This window comes from Paenibacillus sp. LS1, from assembly GCF_026013365.1.
In the GTDB taxonomy this organism is placed as follows: Bacteria; Bacillota; Bacilli; order Paenibacillales; family Paenibacillaceae; genus Paenibacillus.
Genome location: NZ_JAPDOE010000001.1, coordinates 819,636 through 842,101, shown reverse-complemented (window position 1 = coordinate 842,101; position 22,466 = coordinate 819,636). Strand labels below are relative to the sequence as shown.

At 44.7% G+C, this 22,466-nt stretch carries 23 protein-coding genes and 1 riboswitch; of the genes, 20 read left to right on the top strand and 3 right to left on the bottom strand.

From position 1 onward, the window contains the following. Positions 1-10 precede the first annotated feature (10 nt). The 11 genes from OM416_RS03455 (at position 11) to OM416_RS03405 (ending at position 9,289) form a co-directional block, all read left to right on the top strand. Positions 11-496, top strand: a complete 486-nt coding sequence (locus OM416_RS03455; RefSeq protein ID WP_062834890.1) for a hypothetical protein — start codon at positions 11-13, stop codon at positions 494-496. A gap of 16 nt (positions 497-512) precedes the next feature. Then, positions 513-911, top strand: a complete 399-nt coding sequence (locus OM416_RS03450; RefSeq protein ID WP_264927029.1) for a hypothetical protein — start codon at positions 513-515, stop codon at positions 909-911. Next, positions 908-1,459: a hypothetical protein gene (locus tag OM416_RS03445; RefSeq protein WP_264927027.1), complete on the top strand. Its 552-nt coding sequence runs from the start codon at positions 908-910 to the stop codon at positions 1,457-1,459. The genes OM416_RS03450 and OM416_RS03445 overlap by 4 nt, the downstream gene beginning before the upstream one ends. Continuing rightward, entirely contained in the window at positions 1,446-2,429 is a 984-nt protein-coding gene (locus tag OM416_RS03440; RefSeq protein WP_264927025.1) for a hypothetical protein, read from the top strand. The genes OM416_RS03445 and OM416_RS03440 overlap by 14 nt, the downstream gene beginning before the upstream one ends. Positions 2,430-2,569: 140 nt before the next feature. Continuing rightward, positions 2,570-4,120 carry an ABC-F family ATP-binding cassette domain-containing protein gene (locus tag OM416_RS03435; protein WP_036613631.1) on the top strand — a complete coding sequence of 517 codons (1,551 nt, stop codon included), beginning with the start codon at positions 2,570-2,572 and terminating at the stop codon, positions 4,118-4,120. A gap of 75 nt (positions 4,121-4,195) precedes the next feature. Beyond that, positions 4,196-4,305: riboswitch (TPP riboswitch) on the top strand. 228 nt (positions 4,306-4,533) lie between these two features. Then, on the top strand, positions 4,534-5,196 hold the full coding sequence (locus tag OM416_RS03430; RefSeq protein ID WP_264927021.1) for a thiamine phosphate synthase: 663 nt from the start codon (positions 4,534-4,536) through the stop codon (positions 5,194-5,196). Between the two features lie 14 nt (positions 5,197-5,210). Beyond that, on the top strand, positions 5,211-6,446 hold the full coding sequence (gene thiO / locus OM416_RS03425; protein WP_264927019.1) for a glycine oxidase ThiO: 1,236 nt from the start codon (positions 5,211-5,213) through the stop codon (positions 6,444-6,446). Then, positions 6,443-6,646, top strand: coding sequence for a sulfur carrier protein ThiS (gene thiS, locus OM416_RS03420; protein WP_062834883.1), 204 nt, complete (start codon positions 6,443-6,445; stop codon positions 6,644-6,646). Before thiO ends, thiS begins: the two co-directional genes overlap by 4 nt. 2 nt (positions 6,647-6,648) lie before the next feature. Further along, the gene (locus OM416_RS03415) at positions 6,649-7,416 is read left to right on the top strand and encodes a thiazole synthase (RefSeq protein WP_264928791.1); all 768 of its coding nucleotides are present in this window, start codon (positions 6,649-6,651) and stop codon (positions 7,414-7,416) included. Further along, positions 7,413-8,465, top strand: a complete 1,053-nt coding sequence (locus OM416_RS03410) for a ThiF family adenylyltransferase (RefSeq protein ID WP_264927017.1) — start codon at positions 7,413-7,415, stop codon at positions 8,463-8,465. The genes OM416_RS03415 and OM416_RS03410 overlap by 4 nt, the downstream gene beginning before the upstream one ends. Positions 8,466-8,584: 119 nt before the next feature. Next, positions 8,585-9,289 (top strand): response regulator transcription factor, encoded by a 705-nt coding sequence (locus OM416_RS03405; protein WP_264927015.1) that lies wholly within the window; start codon positions 8,585-8,587, stop codon positions 9,287-9,289. Between the two features lie 108 nt (positions 9,290-9,397). Here the strand turns inward: OM416_RS03405 and OM416_RS03400 are convergent, their stop codons facing one another. Continuing rightward, a complete protein-coding gene (locus OM416_RS03400; protein ID WP_264927013.1) occupies positions 9,398-9,898 on the bottom strand; it encodes a C40 family peptidase in 501 nt (166 codons plus the stop codon). Between the two features lie 295 nt (positions 9,899-10,193). Then, positions 10,194-10,835 carry a thiamine diphosphokinase gene (locus tag OM416_RS03395; protein WP_264927011.1) on the bottom strand — a complete coding sequence of 214 codons (642 nt, stop codon included), beginning with the start codon at positions 10,833-10,835 and terminating at the stop codon, positions 10,194-10,196. 131 nt (positions 10,836-10,966) lie between these two features. On the opposite strand from OM416_RS03395, the gene OM416_RS03390 reads away from it, so the two are divergent. Beyond that, positions 10,967-11,668: a trimeric intracellular cation channel family protein gene (locus OM416_RS03390; protein ID WP_264927009.1), complete on the top strand. Its 702-nt coding sequence runs from the start codon at positions 10,967-10,969 to the stop codon at positions 11,666-11,668. Between the two features lies 1 nt (position 11,669). After that, the gene (locus tag OM416_RS03385) at positions 11,670-12,140 is read left to right on the top strand and encodes a low molecular weight protein-tyrosine-phosphatase (protein ID WP_264927007.1); all 471 of its coding nucleotides are present in this window, start codon (positions 11,670-11,672) and stop codon (positions 12,138-12,140) included. Between the two features lie 163 nt (positions 12,141-12,303). Here the strand turns inward: OM416_RS03385 and OM416_RS03380 are convergent, their stop codons facing one another. Continuing rightward, positions 12,304-13,038: an alpha/beta hydrolase gene (locus OM416_RS03380; RefSeq protein WP_264927005.1), complete on the bottom strand. Its 735-nt coding sequence runs from the start codon at positions 13,036-13,038 to the stop codon at positions 12,304-12,306. Between the two features lie 256 nt (positions 13,039-13,294). Here OM416_RS03380 and pdhA point away from each other — a divergent pair, with 256 nt between their 5' ends. The 7 genes from pdhA to OM416_RS03345 all read left to right on the top strand — a co-directional run bounded on the left by pdhA (position 13,295) and on the right by OM416_RS03345 (position 22,301). Beyond that, positions 13,295-14,362, top strand: a complete 1,068-nt coding sequence (gene pdhA / locus OM416_RS03375) for a pyruvate dehydrogenase (acetyl-transferring) E1 component subunit alpha (RefSeq protein ID WP_264927003.1) — start codon at positions 13,295-13,297, stop codon at positions 14,360-14,362. Positions 14,363-14,463: 101 nt separating this feature from the next. Next, entirely contained in the window at positions 14,464-15,441 is a 978-nt protein-coding gene (locus OM416_RS03370; RefSeq protein WP_017688073.1) for an alpha-ketoacid dehydrogenase subunit beta, read from the top strand. 176 nt (positions 15,442-15,617) lie between these two features. Continuing rightward, positions 15,618-16,940, top strand: coding sequence for a dihydrolipoamide acetyltransferase family protein (locus OM416_RS03365; protein WP_264927001.1), 1,323 nt, complete (start codon positions 15,618-15,620; stop codon positions 16,938-16,940). 3 nt (positions 16,941-16,943) lie between these two features. Continuing rightward, a complete protein-coding gene (lpdA, locus tag OM416_RS03360; protein ID WP_264926999.1) occupies positions 16,944-18,359 on the top strand; it encodes a dihydrolipoyl dehydrogenase in 1,416 nt (471 codons plus the stop codon). A 505-nt stretch (positions 18,360-18,864) separates the two neighbouring features. Continuing rightward, a complete protein-coding gene (gene thyA, locus OM416_RS03355) occupies positions 18,865-19,659 on the top strand; it encodes a thymidylate synthase (protein ID WP_264926997.1) in 795 nt (264 codons plus the stop codon). A gap of 50 nt (positions 19,660-19,709) precedes the next feature. Next, positions 19,710-20,198, top strand: coding sequence for a dihydrofolate reductase (locus OM416_RS03350; protein WP_264926995.1), 489 nt, complete (start codon positions 19,710-19,712; stop codon positions 20,196-20,198). Positions 20,199-20,813: 615 nt separating this feature from the next. Next, positions 20,814-22,301 carry a glutamate synthase subunit beta gene (locus OM416_RS03345; protein ID WP_264926993.1) on the top strand — a complete coding sequence of 496 codons (1,488 nt, stop codon included), beginning with the start codon at positions 20,814-20,816 and terminating at the stop codon, positions 22,299-22,301. Positions 22,302-22,466: the final 165 nt, after the last annotated feature.

The window sequence follows — 22,466 nt, the reverse complement described above, 5'->3', positions numbered from 1 at the left end:
AGGATTTATTATGAACAATGCATCAAGCGCTTTAAAAGTGGCAGCAGGGATATTCTTGACGATCGCTCTGATCACAATTGTAGTTCTGTTATTTATATCGGCTCAGGAAGCAACCAAGACAGCCCAGAACAATTTTGCTGATATCCAGACCGAGTTGTCTCAGGCTGCATTTACAGTGTATGACGGAACAACCATTAGTGGATCACAGGTAACCAATGCGCTGCGTAAATACGCGGACAAGGATCAGTTCGGTATTCAAGTTATTACGGGTAAAAATAAAGCAGGTCAATGGTATGGGAACCAATTGAACATTTCACAGGATCTCAATAATGCGGACTACGGCTCGGTTATTGCACCTGACGATAAAGTGGGGATTATTAACCAGACCATGAGTGAAAAAGACAATCAATATGTCAATCCAAGTGGTAAATTCAAAGCCATTATCGTAAAAGACCGTTCCAATGTGGTAAGAGGGCTGATCTTCCAGCAATCCTGACAGGAGTTGGCTTCACATGTCCCAGAATACCCAGCATCTTATGTTGTTTTGTACGGCGGTTGTCCTTTTTGTGACAGCCTGCCTGTACGGGCAACAGAATGTTAAGATTTTATCAGTAGCTCTGAACGACAGAGTACAGACAACAGCAGGTATGGAAGGTCGGCTGACAACAACACTGCATACCACTAATCCCTATCAGTATAGTGGTGCAGAAGTGTTGCATACCGTGAAGCAGATGACAGGTACAGGCATTCCTGTGGAGGTAGATGGGACTTCGTATATGATCGATCCTCTTGTCAGCAAAACAGCGATAATTCCTGTCCAGCTCGATGCGACCTACAGACCTGAGTTTATACGAAATGAAACTGGAGAACTGCTCAAGATTGTTTTTTGGAAGGAGGCCAGCAGGAATTGATTAATGCCGCATCCAAGCTGCTTGCCGTATTGCTCGCAGTCCTTCTGCTCTATGTGTATCCAGCTGCTGAAACAGCTGATCGGCAGGACGATATAGCACGTATGACGGCTAATCAAAATGTAACACGTTTTGTCGATGCTGTCCGAACGAAAGGATATATTTCACCTCGAATGTTGGCTGAGTTTGAGGAGCAATTGGCCCAGACGGGCAATGTGTATGAGGTGTCGATGGAACATTTACATAAGAAATATGTACCTCACTATACAGACCCGATGGACAATAACAGTTTTACCGGTACTTACGAGGTTGTACAGGATGGATATTATTCAGCTCAGATTCAAGATAGGCTATTCCCATCCTCAGGTGTGATACCGGCTGATGATCCTGGCCGAAGATATACGTTGACGACAGGGGATTTTTTCACGGTGACGCTCCAAAATACAAATCGTACACCTTCCATGCTCATTCGTGAATGGTTGAGTGGTACAACTCAGGCTTCAGCGGTATTTGTCACATACGGAGGTATGGTCCTTAATGAAGATTACTGAGCTATCCATTGTATTCGTACTGATCTTCTTCCCTCTCTTCTGGATCATCTCACTCCATACCCAAGATGCCGAAGAGGCTCAATATCTTGCACATCAATACAGATCTGCACTTCAAACTGCAGTCATGGATGCAGGTGCAGTGATGCATCAGAATGAGAAACAAAATGATGAAGCAGGTTATGATTCAACCAAGTTTGTTAAAGCGGACAAGGAGCTTGCCTTGATGACATTTACTCAGACGCTGGCTTTGAATATGGGGATTCAGGATGATCCTGCAGCTATTCGAAACATGTTTAATTACATTCCTGCTGTAGTTATTCTGGATTACGACGGCTTTTATATGTTGTACACAGAAACAGAGTTGACAGGTAACCATGAAGAGTCTTTCAGGCAAGTGTGGAGCCCCAAGAAACCTTATACATACTCAGATTCAAATGGTAGCAGTATTAACTTTACACTGGACGACTACGTATATGCCTACGACGCAAATGCAGGGAAATGGGTTGAGGGATTTCAAAAAGAACTCGCTGCTAGCACTCAAATTCCTTTACTTCAGGATGCAGACGTATTTGAACAAGTTAGACGAAGCCGAATTGTAAGCACTGTGCAGGATGATCTGGCTGATGTGATTAACCGTCATAATGAGTTTGCCAGAAAGAACGGTATATCCTATACGTTTACGATGCCCCTGATTGCACAGGAAGATTGGTACAACTCCATCAACGATACAGGGATTATGGCTTTTATCCAGGGTATAGGTGTGGGTGACCAGAAGATCAACAACTACGCAATTGGTGGAGGCAGACTTGTGAAGAAAACGGCCATCGTAGGTGGGGTAGATCCTTTAACGGGTATCAAGTACTACTATCCCTCCACATGTGGTAATGGATACCGTGCCGAAGAAGTGTTCACAGACGCAAGAGAAGCAGCTGCACAAGGCTATTTCGAATATAACTGCTCTAATCGTTAGGGGGGGGCTTGTATAACAAAATCATGGAAGAGATTCCTGATATGTTTACATTACTTTCAGAAAAGACGGGACCTGTGCTAGAATAGGGTTTCGGAACAATAATAAAAGTAATGTCTAATAGATAGGAGCAACCTCATCTTATGAGTTTATTGTCAGTAGAGAACGTGAGTCACAATTTTGGAGATCGCACGTTATTTAAAAATGTATCGTTTCGCTTACTTGCCGGAGAGCGCGTAGGACTTGTGGGTGCCAATGGTGTAGGTAAATCCACACTAATGAACATCCTTACCGGTAAATTGCTTAAAGACAGTGGAAAAGTGGAATGGACACCTAAGGTCCGTTATGGATATCTGGATCAGCACACGAAGCTTACGCCAGGCAAAACTATACGTGACGTGCTTAAGGATGCATTCCTTCCGTTGCTTGAATTGGAAAAAGAAATGATGAATATTACGGACCAGATGGCAGATGCAGATCCAGATAAGCTGGAGCAGTTGCTGGAAGAGATGGGCGATATTCAGGAACAACTGGAACAGGGCGATTTTTATCTGATTGACGTAAAAGTGGAAGAGATGGCTAATGGTCTTGGTTTGTCTGCGATTGGTCTTGATCGAGATGTCGCAGCTCTAAGTGGTGGACAACGTACCAAGGTGCTTCTTGCCAAGCTTCTACTAGAGAAGCCTACAGCCCTTTTGCTGGATGAGCCTACCAACTATCTGGATGTAGAGCACATTGAATGGCTGTCACGTTACCTGAAGGACTACCCGCATGCGTTTCTTCTAATCTCCCATGATACGGAATTCATGAATGAAGTCGTAAATGTTATTTATCATTTGGAATTTGCCAAATTAACGCGATATGCAGCGAACTATAACAAGTTCCTCGAGATGGCTGATATGAATAAAGCCCAGCATATTGATGCATACGAGAAGCAGCAAGAGTACATCAAGAAGCAGGAAGATTTCATTCAGCGTAACAAGGCACGTGCTTCAACTTCAGGTCGAGCGAAGAGCCGGGAGAAGCAGCTGGACAGGATTGAACGTATTGATCGTCCAGATGAAGCGGCTAAACCAACGTTCAAATTCAAGGATGCCCGCGCGAGCAGCAAAACGGTCTTTGAGGGTATTGATTTTGAAATTGGATATACGTATCCTTTGCTGCCTAAGATGACAATGACAATTGAACGTGGTGAGAAAATTGCCATCGTAGGTTGTAATGGTGTTGGTAAATCAACACTGCTGAAAACCATCCTCGGAAAAATATCTCCACTCAGTGGAAAGACTTTCTTGGGAGATTATCTCGAAACGGCCTATTTTGAGCAGGAAGTTCGTGCTGGGAATATTACGCCAATTGAGGATGTGTGGAATGAGTTTTCACATTTGACCCAAAATGAAGTCCGGGGTCATCTCGCTCGCTGCGGGTTGAAAAATGAGCACATTACCCGTCCGCTTAACATGCTAAGTGGTGGAGAGCAAGCCAAGGTTCGTCTATGCAAACTCTTGATGCGTGAAAGCAACTGGATTCTATTCGATGAGCCGACGAACCATCTGGATGTCACAGCGAAAGCGGAGTTGCAGCGTGCTTTGCAAGAATTCAAGGGAACGGTGTTACTGGTATCTCATGAACCTGATTTCTACGAGGGATGGGTTACCAAAACATGGAATGTCGAAGAATGGTCTGAGAAAAACTAGACGATTCAAGACAATGTTTAACAGAAATGACGGTGACAAAAAAATCCGTCTATGGTAATATAGGCTACAACTTCATATGAACACTAGGGGGGCCGCACGATGTGGCTGAGATGGAAGAATGCGATTCCGGACCCTTTGCACCTGATCTGGATCATACCAGCGTAGGGAAGTGGCGAGCGCGTTTCAGTGAATGACGTGAGCAAACGAGAATTCGAAAGAATTCAACCGTCTTGCTTAGTAAATTGAAACATGCAGTTGCGTGTATAACGTTATGGATATAAGTTCCATAGCTGTTTTGCACGAAACGAACTGTATGCATCAGTCAGTCATCTGGTCCAATAATTAATACGCAGCCACTCCCCTACGGGAGTGGCTTTTTTGTGTTTTTTTGTAGCATTCATGGATGGAAGGGGATGAACGGTACGGCAATTTCTCATGAATATGTTCACGGATCATTTGAACTGCATGTTGTATCTACGGGAAATGGAGATCAAGCATCTTTTGTGAAAGCAGCAGAGGAGGTCTGGCCACGGGTGGACTATATTCATATACGAGAGAAACAACTCACATGGCAAGAAAAGATCGGTTGGGCTGAAAGTCTGTGTGGTGCTGGAGTTCCGTCTTGCCGCATCGTTATCAGTGGATCAGAGCTGTCCCCACAAAATGATATCTATGGTGGTGTTCACTGGGGACAAGAGGCGATACGTAACTACAACAATGATGTCATAAGCAATGTGCATCGAGTTCGTCTCGGTGTATCTGTTCATTCAATCGATGAGGCAAAAATCGCTGAAGAACAGGGAGCCGATTACCTATTCTTCGGGCATGTCTACTCAACTAACAGTAAGCCTGATCTTGAACCAAGAGGGTTATATGCTCTTGATGAAGTGTGCAGAGGTGTCTCCATTCCTGTTATGGCGATCGGGGGAATCAAACCGGGAAACATTCACGCGATTCGCTCTGCTGGAGCACAGGGAGTCGCCGTGATCTCGAATATATGGGCGAGCGATTCACCGGATCAGGCCGCTGCATCATTAAGGCAGGCTATCGTTGCTACCGGAAGTCCGTGCCGCTGAAAGGAGATGAGAGGATGAAAGAGATCGTAACGGGTCAGAACAGGAATCATTTCAGTCATCAACTGAAATCTGAAACGGAATCAAGAAGCAAAACGGTTACTGATAATTCGGATAACATTCATGCAGAAACGATTATTGTAGGCGGAGGCGTTATTGGCTGTGCCATTGCATATGAGCTTGCTTCCCGTGGACAGGATGTATTGTTGCTGGAGCGTTCGGTGATTGCAGGAGGCACTTCTTGTGCAGCAGCTGGAATGTTGGCGGCAGACAGTGAGGATTTTGCCCATCCTTTGATGGCTAAGCTTGCCAGACAGAGTAAACAGTTGCTTATTGAGCATCAAGTGTTAATGGCTACCCTCAGCGGGGTTGAGGTTGGCCTGCAACGCCATGGATTCCTAACCCCTTTTCGATCATACAGTGAATTAAGCAGTTATAAGAACAATCGAAATTCTGGTTTGTCTGCTGATGAGGTATGGTGGGATCGTTCCACTGTGCAACAGGAGGCATCATGGCTTAACAGAGATACGTATGGAGCCTACTACAGGCCTTACGAGAGTGAGATTCTTCCAGTCCATCTAACGAAGGCATACGCCGAATCCGCTCAAGCATTGGGAGCACGGGTTATGGAGGACATACAGGATATACGTGTGCGAGCAAACGAACACGGCGTGCAGGGGATCATCACATCGATCGGTGAAATAACATGCAAACATGTCATTATAGCGGCTGGATTACAGAGTGAAGAACTGATGAGACATGTGGATTTGAGCTTACCTGTGTGGTCGGTAAAAGGAGAAATAGCTTCTGTTCAGTTCTCAGATGAACATGCAGGGTACAGACCTGACAGAACGGTGTATGCGGAGGATATCTATATTGTTCCCAAAGCCAATGGCGAAGTTTGGCTCGGGGCAACCAGTCTGCCAGGCAGAACGGATCTGAACGTTTCTGTACAGGGTGTTCAGAAGCTGTTAACAGCGGCTACCCACTGGGTACCTGGTATGAAAGAAGCGCAATTTATTCGAGCGTGGGCAGGCGTAAGACCGGCAACTCCAGATGGGCTGCCTTACATAGGTGCATGCAAGAGTATTCCCGGGCTGTTCGCTGCCTTTGGGCATTACCGCAACGGCATCTTGCTTAGTGCGATAACAGGCAGGCTTATCGCGGAATTGCTCGCCGGCAAAAACTCAGAAGAACTCGGAATTGAGGCGCTGAGCCCTGAGCGATTGAACAGAAAGGGAGTGGCGCAGTGAATATCATCGTTAATGGTCAACGTATGGAGATAGAAGACAGATTGAACCGTGTGGACAAACTGCTTCAATCTTTTGACCTGCAAGTCAAAACTGTAGTTGTCGAGCTGAACAGGCATATTTTAACGCGTGAGTATCATGAGACCACAGCATTAAGAGAAGGCGATCGAATCGAGATTGTACATTTTGTAGGAGGCGGTTGATGATGTTGAACATTGGGAAATATACGTTTGAGTCCAGATTGTTGCTCGGAACAGGCAAGTTTTCGGATCTGGAAGTACAAAGTCAGGCTGTGGAAGCCTCTGAAACGGAAGTTTTAACCTTTGCTGTTCGTCGTCTGAATCTGGAGGAACGCAACCAGAAGCATTTCCTGGATACGTTGGACCTGGACAAATACACGCTTCTTCCGAATACGGCTGGGGCATCCACTGCGGAAGAAGCGGTGCGAATTGCCGAGCTTGCGCGGGCTTCAGGACTTTGTGATATGATAAAAGTCGAAGTCATCGGAGATGGAATTACGTTGCTCCCAGATCCGATTGAAACGTACAAGGCTTGCGAAATTTTGCTTGAAAAGGGCTTTACTGTATTGCCTTATATTTCGGATGATGTCATTCTGGCCAAAAGGCTGCAACTGCTTGGCGTTCATGCTGTAATGCCTGGCGCTTCTCCCATCGGAGCTGGCAGAGGCATCATTAATCCCTATAACCTTGAGATCATCATTGAGCAGGCCGTTGTACCTGTAATTGTGGATGCAGGGTTACGCTCCCCCAAAGATGCTGCTTATGCAATGGAACTTGGTGCAGATGGCATATTGTTGAACACCGCCGTATCTGGATCAAGAGATCCGGTGAGCATGGCTAAAGCGATGCGAATGGGGGTAGAGGCAGGCAGACTGGCATATGAGGCAGGCATGATTCCTGTGAAGCGTTATGCAGCAGCCAGCAGTCCGGTGGAAGGAATGGTTCATACATGATAGATCAACAATCAACATCTTCCGAGCAGGCCGATCGGTATTCCAGACAGGAACGGTATGCACCGCTGGGCAAAGAAGGCCAGGCCAGATTAAGTGAAAGCACAGTATTAATCGTGGGAGCTGGCGCGCTCGGAACAGGAATTGCAGAAACGTTAGTTCGTTCAGGAGTCGGGCACATAACGATTGTGGATCGTGATTATGTGGAGTGGAGCAACCTGCAGCGACAGCAATTATATGTAGAGCAGGACGCGATTGAACGGATGCCGAAGGCGATGGCGGCGGAGAAACGTCTATCTGCCATTAATTCCACGGTTCATGTGGAAGGGAAAGTGTTGGATGTCAGAGTAGATGAGTTGGAAGAACTCGTTCAGCATGCAGACTTGATTATGGATGCAACGGATAACTTTGATACCCGGCTACTCATTAATGATATGGCACAGAAGCACCGTATTCCCTGGATTTATGGTGGATGCGTGGGCAGCTACGGTATTACCTATACGTTTATGCCTGGAGATACGCCCTGTTTAAATTGTTTGCTGGGTGAAGTCCCTCTGGGGGGAGATACCTGTGATACATCTGGTATTATTCCTCAAGCGGTACAGATGGTAACGGCGAATCAGACAGCAGAGGCGATGAAGTTGCTTAGCGGCAATGCGGGTGCATTGAGACGCAAGTTGTTGTCATTTGACGTGTGGAGGAACGAATACATATCCATCAATGTGGATGGTGCGAAAAAGCAAGACTGTACTTCCTGCGGAGATTCGGCAACGTATCCATATCTTTCTGCGTCCAATCTGGAGAAAACCGATGTACTATGTGGCAGGGATACGGTTCAGATCCGACCTGCACGGCACATGAATCTGGATCTTCAACATACGGCGGATCGCCTGGATAGACTTCAGGAAGGTAAAGTGGAATCCAATCCTTTTCTGGTTTCTTTTACAACAGGAGTCCATAGAATGGTCATTTTCCAGGATGGACGTGTCCTCGTACACGGAACCAAAGATACAGCTGAAGCACGTACGCTCGTTCACCGCTACTTTGGTTAAAGTAAGAAAGAAGCAAAGTCTGTTCCCTTGAGGGAATGGACTTTTTCATTTTACGGCATGCTAACTGTACCAACCATTGCTGCGAGCAGCGGGGATAGAGACAGGCCGGGTGAAAAACAGTGAAAACAGCCATTTTGCTGATTGGAGCAGGAGAGCAGGTCAGCCTTATTCAGGACGTATTATGTGCGGAAGGATATGAGGTTCAACGAAAAGAGTGGTCTGAGCTAAACCAATCCGTCGAGAATTGGTTATCACGCTTCAACCTGATCATTCTGGTAGACCGAGAAGAGGGAGAGGCACATTGGAGTCAAGATCAGAAAATAGAGCTCAAACAATGGATAGATAAAGGTCAGGTTACACCTCTACTGGTTATCACTTCAAACGCATCCCCTCAGTTCATCGTGGAATGGCTGGATTATGGAGCTAATGATGTGATGGAGGAACCCGTTCACTTGAACGTGATGCTGGCTAGAATACGAAATTTATTGCGTGTTTTCGCAAATGCAACACCAGAGGGTGAAGAAATTATTGTAGTTCATGATCTTAAAGTGAATTTGCGTTCAAGGCGGGTAAATCGTGCGGGTGAATACCTGACATTAACGCCGAAAGAGTACGAATTGCTGGAATTCATGGCCCTGCATGTGAATGAAGCATGTACACGGAGTGATATTTTGCGGGAAGTATGGGGATATGAGTATGCCATGGATACCAACGTCGTGGACGTGTATATCAAACATCTGAGGGTTAAGGTGGACAAGGGAAGAGGTGTGAAACTGATTCATACCGTGCGTGGGATTGGTTACATGCTTCATGATAAAAATTAGATTAATTACCGAATTCCATGAAACTCCAGTTTAGCGTATGGCGAAAAAAGGGTAAATAAAAAGACCGGAACATATCGTCCGGCCTTTACTTATTAGCAATATATAATTCTAAAGTACACGACGAGCTTTAATATACGTTCTTTCCCAAGTACCGGAATTCAGATCCGAGATGGTTACGCCTGGAGATCCATACGTATGCAGAATCTTTCCGTCCCCTGCGTACACGGCTACATGGGTGATGTTGGAACCAGTAGAACGGCTACCGCTGGAGAAGAATACCAGGTCGCCTACACGCAGATTAGCTTTGGACACAGCTGTGCCTTCTTTGGATTGTTTCACGGAAGTGCGCGGCAAGTCTACACCATACTTTTTGAAAATATATTTCATAAAAGAAGAGCAGTCAAAAACTTTGGTTGTTGTAGTTGATGCACCAAATTCATATGGAGTTCCAGTAAATTGTTTACCATAGTTAACAATCTGTTGACCTGTGGATACAGAAGCAGTTGCTGCCTGTGCAACAGGTGCGTTAGTCATTAGTACAGCTCCAAAACCTAGTGTAGCGCACAACCCGACGGTTACGGCCTTTTGGACAAAGATGTTTGTTTTCATATTAGTTAGTACCTCCAAAATTCGTTTTCGTTAAGTTGCTAGAGCGAGTATAACAGCTTTGTAACAGCCTAGAAATTGGATAGGGATGTGTGATCCCTTGCGCCACAGTGGTTTGGGTATGTTTATTAAAATACAATTAAAAATGTCAAAAAATTAATCATTGACGAATGATAAACAAAGATGAAATAGAAAAGACCCTTGATGATCAAGGGTCTTTGTTGTGTATGAACCTATTTCTCAACGAAATCACTGGTTACAAAAACGTAATAAATTTCAATTAAACAAGCCGGTAGATTCAATCTTTACTCTGAATAATCAGTAATAAGCCACTATCAATGGTAACTGTACCGGAAGTACCTAAGAGCTGGTTGCTTACACCCAAAGATTGTCCCATGCGAATGGTGGCTTGATCCAGTGGATACATGAAACCTTCCAAAGTTATTCCTGTAACTTCGTGAGTCAAAGGGAGTAAAGAAACATATTTATAGTCCCGGTGTTCAACCACAGCTTTGGATGTTGTCAGTGTCATGTAGTTGTGCTTGTCCTGAATTACACAGGAAATATGATGCTGCATCGCGCGAACCATAATATGTACATTGGCGAGTGTGTGATCCATCCGAGTACCTGTAGCACCCAACATCAGGATGTGAGAAGGTTCGTGATCCAGCGCTGTCTCAAAAGCCATTTCCGTATCGGTAAGATCCTTATGAACAGGGTCGCATGTAATGAACTTAATGCTATTGTTGCTAACAATCGTAAGTTCCTCTTCAGTAATAGAATCAAAATCTCCGACTGCAATATGAGGCTGAATGCCGTGTTCGATCAAAAATAATGCACCGCGATCGGCTGCGATGATCATGTCATCCTCTCGTATTTCCTGAAGTAACTCCGCAGATAGATTTCCGCCTGTAAAAATAACAATCCGTTTCACCGTCATTTTATTTCATCCTTCCTAATTCTTTCACCAAACCAGTATAATCCACAAAATGTGGTTGCACAATTTCAGTGCTCGCGGATACAATGGGTAGAGCGACACGGAGATGACTTGAAAAGTGAGGTTTGAACAGGTTGGACTTACACATTTTTGAAGTATTCAGCATTATAGGTACCATCGCATTTGCAATGTCCGGTGCCTTCGTAGCAATGGAAGAGGAATATGACATTTTGGGTGTGCTTGTACTTGGACTTGTGACTGCATTCGGAGGCGGAATTATCCGAAATGTACTTATAGGTATACCTGTAACGACACTATGGAGTCAGGGATCGCTTATCATGTTGGCCTTGGTATCTGTAGCAATTGCGTTTGTGCTGCCACTCAAGTGGATTGGTCACTGGAAGCGAACAGAGGCGCTATTCGATGCAATCGGACTCGCAGCATTTGCAATTCAAGGCGCATTATATGCGGCAAATATGGGACATCCCATTAGTGCAGTTATCGTTGCAGCAGTAATGACCGGTATTGGTGGAGGCGTTATTCGTGATGTGCTCGCTGGACGTAAACCGCTTGTATTGCGTGATGAAATTTATGCTGTATGGGCAATGACAGCCGGTTTTGTCATAGGTATGGGTTGGTTAACGACGAATGTTGGGCTATTACTTTGTTTTGCGGCCGTCGTGTTCTTCCGGATGTGTTCTGTACATTATAAATGGAAGCTGCCACGTCGTTCGTTGGTGCCATCGGGGACGGGGAACGTCAATCCTCAGCCGGAGAGCATCGTGACACAGTCAACATCATCGGTACTTCAAGGTACGCTAAGTAAGGGGGATTAATATGATTCACGTTTTGTTTGTATGTCTGGGTAACATATGTAGATCACCAATGGCTGAAGCAGTCTTGCGTCACAAAGTCCTGGAGAAGGGGCTTGAACATCAGATTCGTGTGGACTCAGCGGGTACAGGGGACTGGCACGTTGGTAAACCTCCGCATGAAGGGACTCGGAAATTGTTGGATTCATACGAGATTTCTTATGCCAACATGGCAGCGAGACAATTCGCCAGCGAAGACTTTACTCAGTTTGATTATATTGTGTGTATGGATAATTCGAATGCAGATAATGTGCGCAACGTTCCAGGCGGAGCTGAGGCGGAAATCATCAAGTTCATGGACATGCTTCCAGATGAGAAACTTAGAGAAGTACCTGACCCGTATCACACAGGCAATTTCGAAGAGGTGTACGAGTTGGTTAATGCGGGCTGCGATGTTTTGTTGAGAAAGATTGAAGCGGAACATTCATTAGCCTAGTTAATAACACGAACTCATACTTAACTTGTAGCCAGACAAAGAAGCAGGAGCGAGTACTCAAGCAAGCAGGATATCCTGCTTCTTTTTCAGGTTACAATTGTAAGCGGTATCATAGAGTTGTGGAACAAAAGCGGCATTTCAGCCGCCTGTTGATGTGGTCCATTTATCCTTCTTGGAGAAAATAAAGCAATGCTTCCGGCAATTCATTTTGCCAAAAACCCCATTGGTGGTTCCCGTCTTTCTCCTGGTAGGAGACGAGAGCACCTCGTTTTTCCAGCAAATCACGGGTATCCCGGTTCAATTGTACAAAATCATACGTACCGGTGTCTGCTTGGAAGGCAGTCTCCTGCAAACCAACGATCATCCAAATCGAGAGCCAGGACAGATCCTCGGCTGCGGCATAGATTTCCTGAGAAGCGGAGTAGAAGGCACCAGACATGCTAATGACACGTGTGAACAGATCCGGATATAACAGAGCAAGATGAAGCGAAACACTGCCACCGAGCGAGTCTCCGGCAAGAACACGTTCCTGCGGAGAACGACGCACAGGATATTTCTCTTCTATATAGGGAATAATCTCTTCAGCGAAGCAAGCGGTATATGCCTTGAACCGATCTCCAAATGGAGCATATTCCTGCGTTCTCACAGACACATCTACCTGAACCCCTACAATAATGAAAGGTTCGGCTCCTTCGTCCAGAATAATTCGGTTAGCTGTTGTAGCAATTCGCCCGAAATTGAAAAATTCTTCGCCATCCTGACAATAAACGACAGGGTAGCTGAGCAATTCGTTATAGCCCGGAGGAAGGTAAATACGGAGTGTTCGTTTCTCTCCGAGATAGCGACTTTCAATCTCTTCCTTCACAATCGTGCGTTTCAAATAGCGGGAATCCGTCATAAAACGTCACCTTTCTCGGTTAATTTTTTGCATTCGACCGCGCAATACGGTAAGATTACCCTTGTGCGGGGTTAGGTCAAACACGCAATCATGTATTATGCTGTTATACCAATATTAAACCCCTGTTATACATACAATCCGGCAGGAAACATAAAAAAATTACGGATTTCTTTGACGTATGGAGTGAAACAGGTGTATAATAATATTATAACAGCGGAACTTGATATTCAAATTTTTTGTTGAGGTGAAGAAAAAAATGAGCAAGGTTCCTTATGAAGTGTATACAGAGGATGTAGAAGCTCTGTCCGTGCTGTCTCCTGACGGCGAAATTGTTAACAAAGACATGATGCCTACACTTTCCGATGATCAATTAAAAGAAATTATGTACCGCATGGTATTTACCCGTACTTGGGATGACCGTGCAGTAAACCTGGGCCGTCAAGGTCGTCTTGGTTTCTATGCTCCAGTATCTGGTCAAGAAGCTACAATGGTTGGTAGTGAATTTGCAATTGAAAAAGAAGACTTTGTATGTCCTGGCTATCGTGACATTCCGCAACTCGTATGGCATGGACTTCCTCTTTATCAAGCATTCTTGTACTCCCGTGGACACCAACATGGTGGGCAAATTCCAGATGGCGTTAATGTATTGATGCCACAAATCATCATTGGTGCACAAATCCTGCACGCAATGGGTATCGCTATGGGTTACAAATTGAAGAAACAAAAACAAGTTGTTATCACGTATACAGGTGATGGCGGTTCTTCTGAAGGTGACTTCTATGAAGGTCTGAACTACGCTGGTGTATACAAACTGCCTGTTATCTTCTTCGTACAAAACAATGGTTATGCCATCACAACTCCTTTTGCTAAACAAACAGCAGCTCTGTCCATCGCTCACAAAGCGGTAGCAGCAGGTATCAAAGGTATTAAAGTTGACGGTATGGACATCTTCGCTGTTATCAAAGCTGTTCAGGAAGCTGCTGAGCGTGGACGTAACGGAGAAGGCGCAACATTGATCGAAGCAGTAACATACCGTTTCCGTCCTCACTCCCTTTCGGATGATGCTTCCAAGTATCGTACAAAAGAAGAAGAGGCAGAATGGTCTGCTAAAGATCCTATCGCACGTTTCGCTAAATATCTGGAGAAAAAAGGTCTGTGGACTGACGAAGATACAGCACGTGTGAAAGAAGAAGCAAAAGCTAAAGTAAATGAAGAGATTAAAAAAGCGGAAAAAACCGAGAAAATGACGATTTCAGGCTTGATCGACAGCATGTTCGAACAAACGCCTAAGCACTTGGAAGAGCAAAAAGCTGATTTCCAATAAGTTTTTTCCGATAAAGCATAAACATCCGCGACTTTAATGTCCCGGTATACATGTACGAATTCAAATGTGAACTGTCAATGTTTAAGGAGGAAATGAAGCAAATGGCACAAATGAACATGAAAGAAGCAATCCGTGATGCGCTTCGCGTAGAGTTGAAACGTGATCCTAACGTTCTGCTTTTCGGTGAAGACGTAGGTAATGTAGGCGGCGTTTTCCGTGTAACGGAAGGTCTGCAAAAAGAGTTTGGCGAAGAGCGTGTATTTGATACACCATTGGCTGAGTCCGCTATTGGTGGTCTGGCTGTAGGTCTGGGTGTACAAGGCTTCCGTCCGGTTGCTGAGATCCAATTCGTTGGTTTTATCTTCGAAGCCCTTGACCAAATGGTAGTGCAAGCTGCTCGTATGCGTTTCCGCTCCGGTGGAAAATACAATTCTCCAATCGTATTCCGTACTCCATTCGGTGGCGGTGTAAAAGCGGCAGAATTGCATACAGATTCCCTGGAAGGCCTGCTTACGCAAACACCAGGTATCAAAGTAGTTGTTCCTTCTAACCCTTACGATGCAAAAGGTCTGATGATCGCTTCTATTCGCGATAACGACCCTGTATTCTTCATGGAGCACTTGAACCTGTACCATGCATTCCGTGCAGAAGTGCCTGAAGAAGATTACGTTGTTGAGTTGGGCAAAGCGAACGTTGTTCGTGAAGGTTCTGATGTAACGATCATTACTTACGGTATGATGGTTCACACTTCTGTGAAAGCAGCAGATGAACTCGAAAAACAAGGAATCAAAGTTGAAGTTATCGACCTTCGTACGGTTAGCCCGATCGACATCGATACCATCGTTGCTTCTATTAAGAAAACAAACCGTGCAATTGTTGTACAGGAAGCTCAAAAGAGCGCAGGTGTTGCGGCTGAAGTCATTGCCCAAATCAATGAAAAAGCAATCCTGCACTTGGAAGCACCGGTTCTGCGTGTAGCTGGTCCGGATACTGTATATCCTTTTGCACAAATCGAAGATTCTTGGCTGCCTAACCCAGCGCGTATCGTTGCTGCGGTTAACAAAGTCGTAAATTTCTAATTTAATCATCTGACATGCCGCAAGGCGCAGTATGGTGATTCACACCGCAGCGCAAGCTGCACTGTAAACAGCCATTAGCCCCTTGAGTAACAGTTATTTGCATTAGCAGTAACAGTTGTTTCTTGGAGTTAAGGGTTGTTTTCAGGATTGAGCACATAATCAAGGAGGTTTTTCAGTTGGCTAAATTTGAATATAAATTCCCTGAATTGGGCGAAGGCCTACACGAAGGCGAAATCATCAAAATGCATATCAAAGTCGGTGACAAAGTAACTGACGACGATATCATCATGGAAGTACAGAACGACAAAGCGGTTGTTGAAGTACCTTGTCCGGTTAACGGAACAGTTACAGAAGTATTCGCTAAAGACGGTCAAATCTGCCACGTTGGTGAAGTTGTAGCGATCATCGATGCAGAAGGCGAACTTCCTGAGCAAGACGACGCTCCTGCTGGCGATCAAGGCGAGCAAGAGAAAGATGCAGCTCAAGGCGGAGCTGACACAAGTGGTTCTTCTGCAGCAGCTTCCAGCTCGGATACAGCTAAAGAAGGCGGCAACAACAGCGTTCCGGCAGTACCTGCCAAAGACGTTCTGGCAACACCAAGCGTGCGCAAATTTGCTCGCGAACAAGGTGTAGACATCGCTCAGGTTAACGGTACTGGCAACAACGGTAAAGTAACCAAAGAAGATGTTGAATCCTTCAAAAACGGTGGCGGTTCTTCCGCAGCAGCATCTTCCGAAGCTCCGGCTCAAGAAGAGAAAAAATCTGCAGCACCAGCAGCTGTTGCAGCTGATCAACACGTTGAAGAAGAGCGCGTTCCATTCAAAGGTATCCGTAAAGCGATCTCTAATGCAATGGTTAAATCGGCTTACACAGCACCTCACGTTACAATCATGGACGAAGTTGACGTAACTGAGTTGGTTGCTTTCCGTACTCGTATGAAACCAATCGCAGAGAAAAAAGGAACAAAAGTTACTTATCTGCCATTCATCGTTAAAGCACTGGTTGCGGCTTCCCGCCAATTCCCGGCTCTGAACGCTATGATTGATGAAGAAGCTAACGAAATTGTTTACAAAAAATACTACAACATCGGTATCGCTACAGATACAGACAACGGCTTGATCGTTCCTGTTATCAAAGATGCTGATCGTAAATCCATCTGGATGATCGCTGATTCTATCCGTGATCTGGCAGCTCGTGGCCGCGACGGTAAATTGAGCGCGAACGAAATGAGAGGAAGCACAATCTCCATCAGTAACATCGGTTCTGCTGGCGGTATGTTCTTCACTCCAATCATCAACTTCCCTGAAGTTGCTATTCTCGGAACAGGACGCATCAGCGAAAAAGCAGTGATCAAAAACGGCGAAGTAGTTGCAGCACCTGTAATGGCTCTTTCCCTAAGCTTTGACCACCGTATCATCGATGGCGCAACAGCACAAAACTTTATGAATTACATTAAACAGCTGCTCGCTAACCCTGAGCTGCTTGTTATGGAGGTGTAAGATATGGTAGTAGGCGACGCTTCTCTCGATATCGACACATTAGTAATTGGTGCAGGACCTGGTGGCTATGTAGCTGCCATCCGTGCTGCTCAATTGGGCCAAAGCGTATTGATCGTAGACAAATCCGAACTGGGCGGCGTATGTTTGAACCGCGGATGTATTCCATCCAAAGCCCTGATCTCGGCTGCACACCAATATGAGTCTGCACTTCACGGTGAAGCTTTTGGTATCTCTGCTGAAAACGTAAAAGTGGACTTCAGCAAAACTCAAGAATTCAAAAACGGCGTTGTTAAGAAAATGACTGGCGGCGTAGCTGGTTTGCTCAAAGGCAACAAAGTAGAAGTTTTCAACGGTGAGTGCATGTTCATCAACGAAAACGAAGCGCGTGTATTCAACGATCACGAATCTCCGCGTTATCGTTTCAAAAATGCAATTATTGCAACAGGTTCCCGTCCAATCGAACTGAAACCTTTCCCGTTTGGCGGACGCATTCTGTCTTCGACAGAAGCTCTGAACTTGCCTGAAGTACCAAAAAGCATGATCGTTATCGGTGGCGGATATATCGGTGCTGAGCTTGGTCAAATGTACTCCAAATTCGGTGCAAAAGTAACAATCATCGAAGGTTTGGATACAGTACTGCCAGGTTTCGATAAAGACATGACTAGCCTCGTGGCTAAAAACATGAAGAAAACAGGCATCGAAATCGTAACGGGTGCTAAAGCTGAAAGTGCTGAGCAAACGGATAAAGATGTAACTGTTAAGTACTCTGTAAATGGTGAGTCCAAAGAAGTAACTGCAGATTATCTGTTGGTAACTGTTGGGCGTCGTCCAAATACAGATGGTGAGCTTGGTCTGGATCTGATTGGGGTAGACGTTGACGAGCGTGGTTTCGTTAAAGTCGATAACCAAGGCCGTACTAGCATCCCACAAATCTTCGCAATTGGTGATATCGTATCTGGTCTGGCTCTGGCACACAAAGCTTCTTATGAAGGTAAAGTGGCTGCTGAAGCAATCGCAGGACAACCATCTGTAGTTGACTACAAATGTATGCCAGCTGTTGTGTTCACAGATCCAGAGTGTTCCAGCGTAGGTTACACTGAAAAAGAAGCTAAAGAAAAAGGTTACAAAGTTAAAGCAGGCAAATTCCCTTATGCGGGTAACGGCCGTGCTGTATCTTTGAACCACGCTGAAGGCTTCGTGAAAATCGTAGCTGACGAAGAAAGCGGCCTCGTATTGGGTTGCCAAATCGTAGGTCTGGAAGCTTCCAACTTGATTGCTGAACTTGGTTTGGCAATTGAGATGGGCGCTACTTTGGAAGATCTGGCTCTCACAATTCACGCTCACCCAACTTTGGGCGAAATCGTGATGGAAGCTGCGGAATTGGTTATGGGTCACCCGATCCACATCATCTCCCGTTAAGATCATCTAAGCTTCGGATCCGTCCGGCATTATACGTAAATCAGAAGAGACGAATGACGCTAACGCGTTATTCGTCTCTTTTTTCTGAGTAAGAGCCGAGAAATTTAAGGTACTCGTGTATGTGATATGATAAAAAGTTGAACGCTCATAAGTTTCAGTGATTTGATTTTATCCAACAACTCAATTGTGGTACACTGTTGTAATGATCAGTCATGATGTGGCTCCAAGCTAATCATGGTCTATGTTAATTAGTATTGAAGTTAAACTAATCTTTTACACGAGAACGTAGAGGACAGAAAGAACCTGAAGAAGCGGAGCTAAAAGCTTTCTGAAGGAAAGCTGCATCGGAAGCATACGCTTCGCCTTTGTCCCCCGGATTTTACCTTTGAAAAGTGAATCAAAAAAATCTGGGGATAACACTGATCGGAAGGTTGTTCTGTCATCGGAGTGGTAAGTGTAAATAATCTTTAGTTTAGTACGAATAAAAGTGCGAGGAGATATCAACATGAAAAACTATCTCGATTTATTACAGGATATTCTGAATAACGGTGTGCATAAAGGAGACCGTACGGGAACAGGAACACAATCCGTATTCGGCAGACAGCTCCGTTATGATCTCTCCGAAGGATTTCCGCTGGTAACAACGAAACGAATTCATCTCAAATCGGTTATTCATGAACTGTTATGGTTTTTGAGTGGCGATACCAATATATCTTATTTGAAAGAAAATGGTGTGAAGATCTGGGACGACTGGGCGGACGAAAATGGGGATCTGGGACCGGTATATGGCTCGCAGTGGCGTACATGGGAAGCACCAAACGGAGAAAAAATTGATCAGATCGCCGCAGTGATTGATTCGATCAAGAATAATCCGGATTCTCGCCGTCACCTTGTCAGTGCATGGAATGTAGCTGAGATCAATCATATGAAACTTCCGCCTTGTCATTTCGCGTTTCAGTTTTACGTTGCAGAGGGTAAATTATCATGTATCCTAACGATGCGTTCCGTGGATACGTTCCTCGGCTTGCCGTTTAACATTGCGAGTTATGCGCTCTTGACGCATATGATCGCGCAGCAATGTGATCTTGAGGTGGGTGATTTCATCTGGTCTGGAGGGGATGTTCACATCTACTCTAACCATGTGGAACAGGTCAAAACGCAGCTGGAGCGTGAACCCTATGCTTTACCTAAGCTGGTAATCAAGCGTAAACCGGATTCTATTTTCGATTATAAGTTTGAAGATTTCGAGTTCGAGAACTACCAGCATCACCCTGGCATCAAAGCTCCAATTGCAGTCTAATAACGTGTTCAACCTCTATAAGAGACTTGGATTGAAGGAGTGTATTACCCTTGAGTATTGAACTTGTGTGGGCAATGGGGGAAAACGGTGTGATCGGATTGAACAATTCGATTCCATGGCGTCTACCCAAAGATATGACCTTTTTCAAACAACGTACGCTGAACAAAACGATTATTATGGGGCGTAACACCTGGGAGTCTTTTGGTGGTAAGCCGCTTCCTCAGCGCCGTAATATCGTAGTGACAAGAGATCTGAACTATAAAGTGCAACAAGCTGAGATTGTGCATACGATCGAAGAGGGTCTGAGCGTAACCAAAGGTGAGGAACTGTGCGTTATCGGGGGTTCCCAAGTGTATCGTGAGTTCTTGCCACTTGCAGATCGTCTTGTGGTGACCAAAATTCATGAGAATTTTGAGGGAGATACCTTTTTCCCTGAAGTGGACTGGTCGGAATGGGAACTGATTGAACAGATTGAAGGCGAGCAGGATGAAAAAAATGTTCACGCGTACACATTCGAATTTTATGAACGTAAACGGTAAATATTGCATAAAAATATCCTGACTTCGTTCGGACTTGTATGATGAGAGGCGCTGATTGCGAATTATTCGTGAACAGCGTCTTTTCTTTATAAAAAAATGAGTTACTTGTTTAAAGTGGGAAACATATTACATTAATATAACATCAATAAATGATGCTTATGTATATTATACATACAACCTAGCATACAACAGTAAAATAGTGTAAAAGATTTGTGGTTTTAACGTTGTAAAGCCCTAAAATAGGGATAATATTCGGAAATAAGAACGATTTGTAGCAAAATATGTTGAATTTGATGACAAATTATCTGACATTTACATAACGTTTCGAGCTTTTATCTCTCTAACAAACACCAGATTTCGCAGTTCAAAACCACATTTAACACCAAAATAAGGGTATTGACCATAGGTAGACTTGAAAGATATGATGTATAAAATACAAATAATTATGCGGATAATCCATTTAATATTCAGCACTATAAATGCTACTATAATTGAAATATCTTCGAGAAGATTTTGTGATACAATAGACAAAAACTCAAGTAATGAGTAATCCATTTCATATAGAACCATGCCAATGAAGGGATTAAGACAAGAACGGATGGGGGAAAACGTAAGATGTCTACACCTACTGGATTTATGGAATACAAACGTCAACTGCCAGCGGATCGAGAGCCAGCGGAGCGGATTAAGGATTGGGAAGAGTTTCATAAACATATGGCAGAAGAAGAACTCAGAACACAAGGTGCACGATGCATGGATTGTGGTACCCCGTATTGCCATACAGGTATAGATATGATTGGCGGCACGTCAGGTTGCCCCGTGCATAACCTGATTCCAGAATGGAATAATCTTGTATATCGCGGACTGTGGAGAGAAGCGCTTGAGCGCCTTCACAAAACGAATAATTTCCCGGAATTTACAGGTCGCGTCTGTCCTGCTCCTTGTGAAGGATCATGTACAGTTGGCTTAATTGGTCAGCCTGTAACCATCAAAACCATTGAAGAAGCTATTATTGAAAAAGGTTTCGAAGAAGGATGGGTGGTTCCCCAACCTCCTGAAAAACGTACGGGTAAACGTGTAGCTGTCGTAGGCTCTGGTCCAGCGGGATTGGCTACTGCGGCTCAGTTGAATAAAGCAGGACACTTGGTAACAGTGTTTGAGCGTTCGGACCGTGTCGGCGGATTGCTGATGTATGGGATCCCGACGATGAAATTGGATAAAAATGTAGTTCAACGTCGTGTTGATCTGCTTGAAGCAGAAGGTATCCAATTTATCACGAACACGGAGATCGGTAAAGATATTGCAGCACAACAACTGGTAGATGATTACGACGCTGTTGTATTGTGCGGTGGTGCAACCAAACCACGTGAATTCAACATTGAAGGCAGCGACTTGAAAGGCGTTCATTACGCCATGGATTTCCTGAATGGCAGCATTAAGAGCTATCTGGACTCCAATCTGGAAGACGGCCAATATCTGTCCGCTAAGGAAAAAGACATTATCGTCATTGGTGGCGGAGATACAGGATCTGACTGTGTAGCTACATCGCTGCGTCATGGTTGTCGTACTGTTACACAATTCGGTACGCATACACAAGCACCGATGGAACGTGATCGCATTAACAACCCTTGGCCGCAATTCCCGAATGTGTATACACTTGATTATGCTCAAGAGGAAGCCAAAGCATTGTTTGGTCAAGATCCGCGTGAATTCTCAATCATGACAACCAAATTTGTTGGAGACGATGAGGGGAACCTCAAAGAATTGCATACGGTGCAGATCGAGCGTATTGTAGATGAGACAGGTCGCAAGATTTATCAGCCAATTCCAGGTACAGAGCGTGTATTCCCGGCTCAAATGGCCATGATTGCGATTGGTTTTGATGGACCGGAACAAACGTTGGTAGAGCAACTGGGGCTTGCAACAGATCGTCGTACGAACGTTAAAGCACGTTATGGCAAATACAACACCAATGTGGATAAAGTATTTGCAGCAGGTGACATGCGTCGTGGTCAAAGCTTGGTTGTATGGGCGATTAATGAAGGCCGTGAGGCTGCTCGTGAAGTGGACAAATACTTGATGGGTGCTACGGTTCTGGTGTAACGTACTACAACAAGAACGGATTTACATGAATACTAAACAAGTAAAAGTATAGATTAGATATCAATGACAACCCTCGCGTTCAGCGGGGGTTGTTTGTTGTCTTTTGAATAGAAAAGGCTACATATTTCACGTAAGTGTGACCAATAGCATTGCTTTTTGAGTGAT

What these genes read in the sequence shown, in the direction of transcription:
- OM416_RS03455 (WP_062834890.1), top strand. Translation starts at nt 11, where the DNA reads ATGAACAATGCATCAAGCGCTTTAAAAGTGGCAGCAGGGATATTCTTG.
- OM416_RS03450 (WP_264927029.1), top strand. Translation starts at nt 513, where the DNA reads ATGTCCCAGAATACCCAGCATCTTATGTTGTTTTGTACGGCGGTTGTC.
- OM416_RS03440 (WP_264927025.1), top strand. Translation starts at nt 1,446, where the DNA reads ATGAAGATTACTGAGCTATCCATTGTATTCGTACTGATCTTCTTCCCT.
- OM416_RS03435 (WP_036613631.1), top strand. Translation starts at nt 2,570, where the DNA reads ATGAGTTTATTGTCAGTAGAGAACGTGAGTCACAATTTTGGAGATCGC.
- OM416_RS03430 (WP_264927021.1), top strand. Translation starts at nt 4,534, where the DNA reads ATGAACGGTACGGCAATTTCTCATGAATATGTTCACGGATCATTTGAA.
- thiO (WP_264927019.1), top strand. Translation starts at nt 5,211, where the DNA reads ATGAAAGAGATCGTAACGGGTCAGAACAGGAATCATTTCAGTCATCAA.
- OM416_RS03415 (WP_264928791.1), top strand. Translation starts at nt 6,649, where the DNA reads ATGTTGAACATTGGGAAATATACGTTTGAGTCCAGATTGTTGCTCGGA.
- OM416_RS03410 (WP_264927017.1), top strand. Translation starts at nt 7,413, where the DNA reads ATGATAGATCAACAATCAACATCTTCCGAGCAGGCCGATCGGTATTCC.
- OM416_RS03400 (WP_264927013.1), bottom strand. Translation starts at nt 9,898, where the DNA reads ATGAAAACAAACATCTTTGTCCAAAAGGCCGTAACCGTCGGGTTGTGC.
- OM416_RS03395 (WP_264927011.1), bottom strand. Translation starts at nt 10,835, where the DNA reads ATGACGGTGAAACGGATTGTTATTTTTACAGGCGGAAATCTATCTGCG.
- OM416_RS03385 (WP_264927007.1), top strand. Translation starts at nt 11,670, where the DNA reads ATGATTCACGTTTTGTTTGTATGTCTGGGTAACATATGTAGATCACCA.
- OM416_RS03380 (WP_264927005.1), bottom strand. Translation starts at nt 13,038, where the DNA reads ATGACGGATTCCCGCTATTTGAAACGCACGATTGTGAAGGAAGAGATT.
- pdhA (WP_264927003.1), top strand. Translation starts at nt 13,295, where the DNA reads ATGAGCAAGGTTCCTTATGAAGTGTATACAGAGGATGTAGAAGCTCTG.
- OM416_RS03370 (WP_017688073.1), top strand. Translation starts at nt 14,464, where the DNA reads ATGGCACAAATGAACATGAAAGAAGCAATCCGTGATGCGCTTCGCGTA.
- lpdA (WP_264926999.1), top strand. Translation starts at nt 16,944, where the DNA reads ATGGTAGTAGGCGACGCTTCTCTCGATATCGACACATTAGTAATTGGT.
- thyA (WP_264926997.1), top strand. Translation starts at nt 18,865, where the DNA reads ATGAAAAACTATCTCGATTTATTACAGGATATTCTGAATAACGGTGTG.
- OM416_RS03345 (WP_264926993.1), top strand. Translation starts at nt 20,814, where the DNA reads ATGTCTACACCTACTGGATTTATGGAATACAAACGTCAACTGCCAGCG.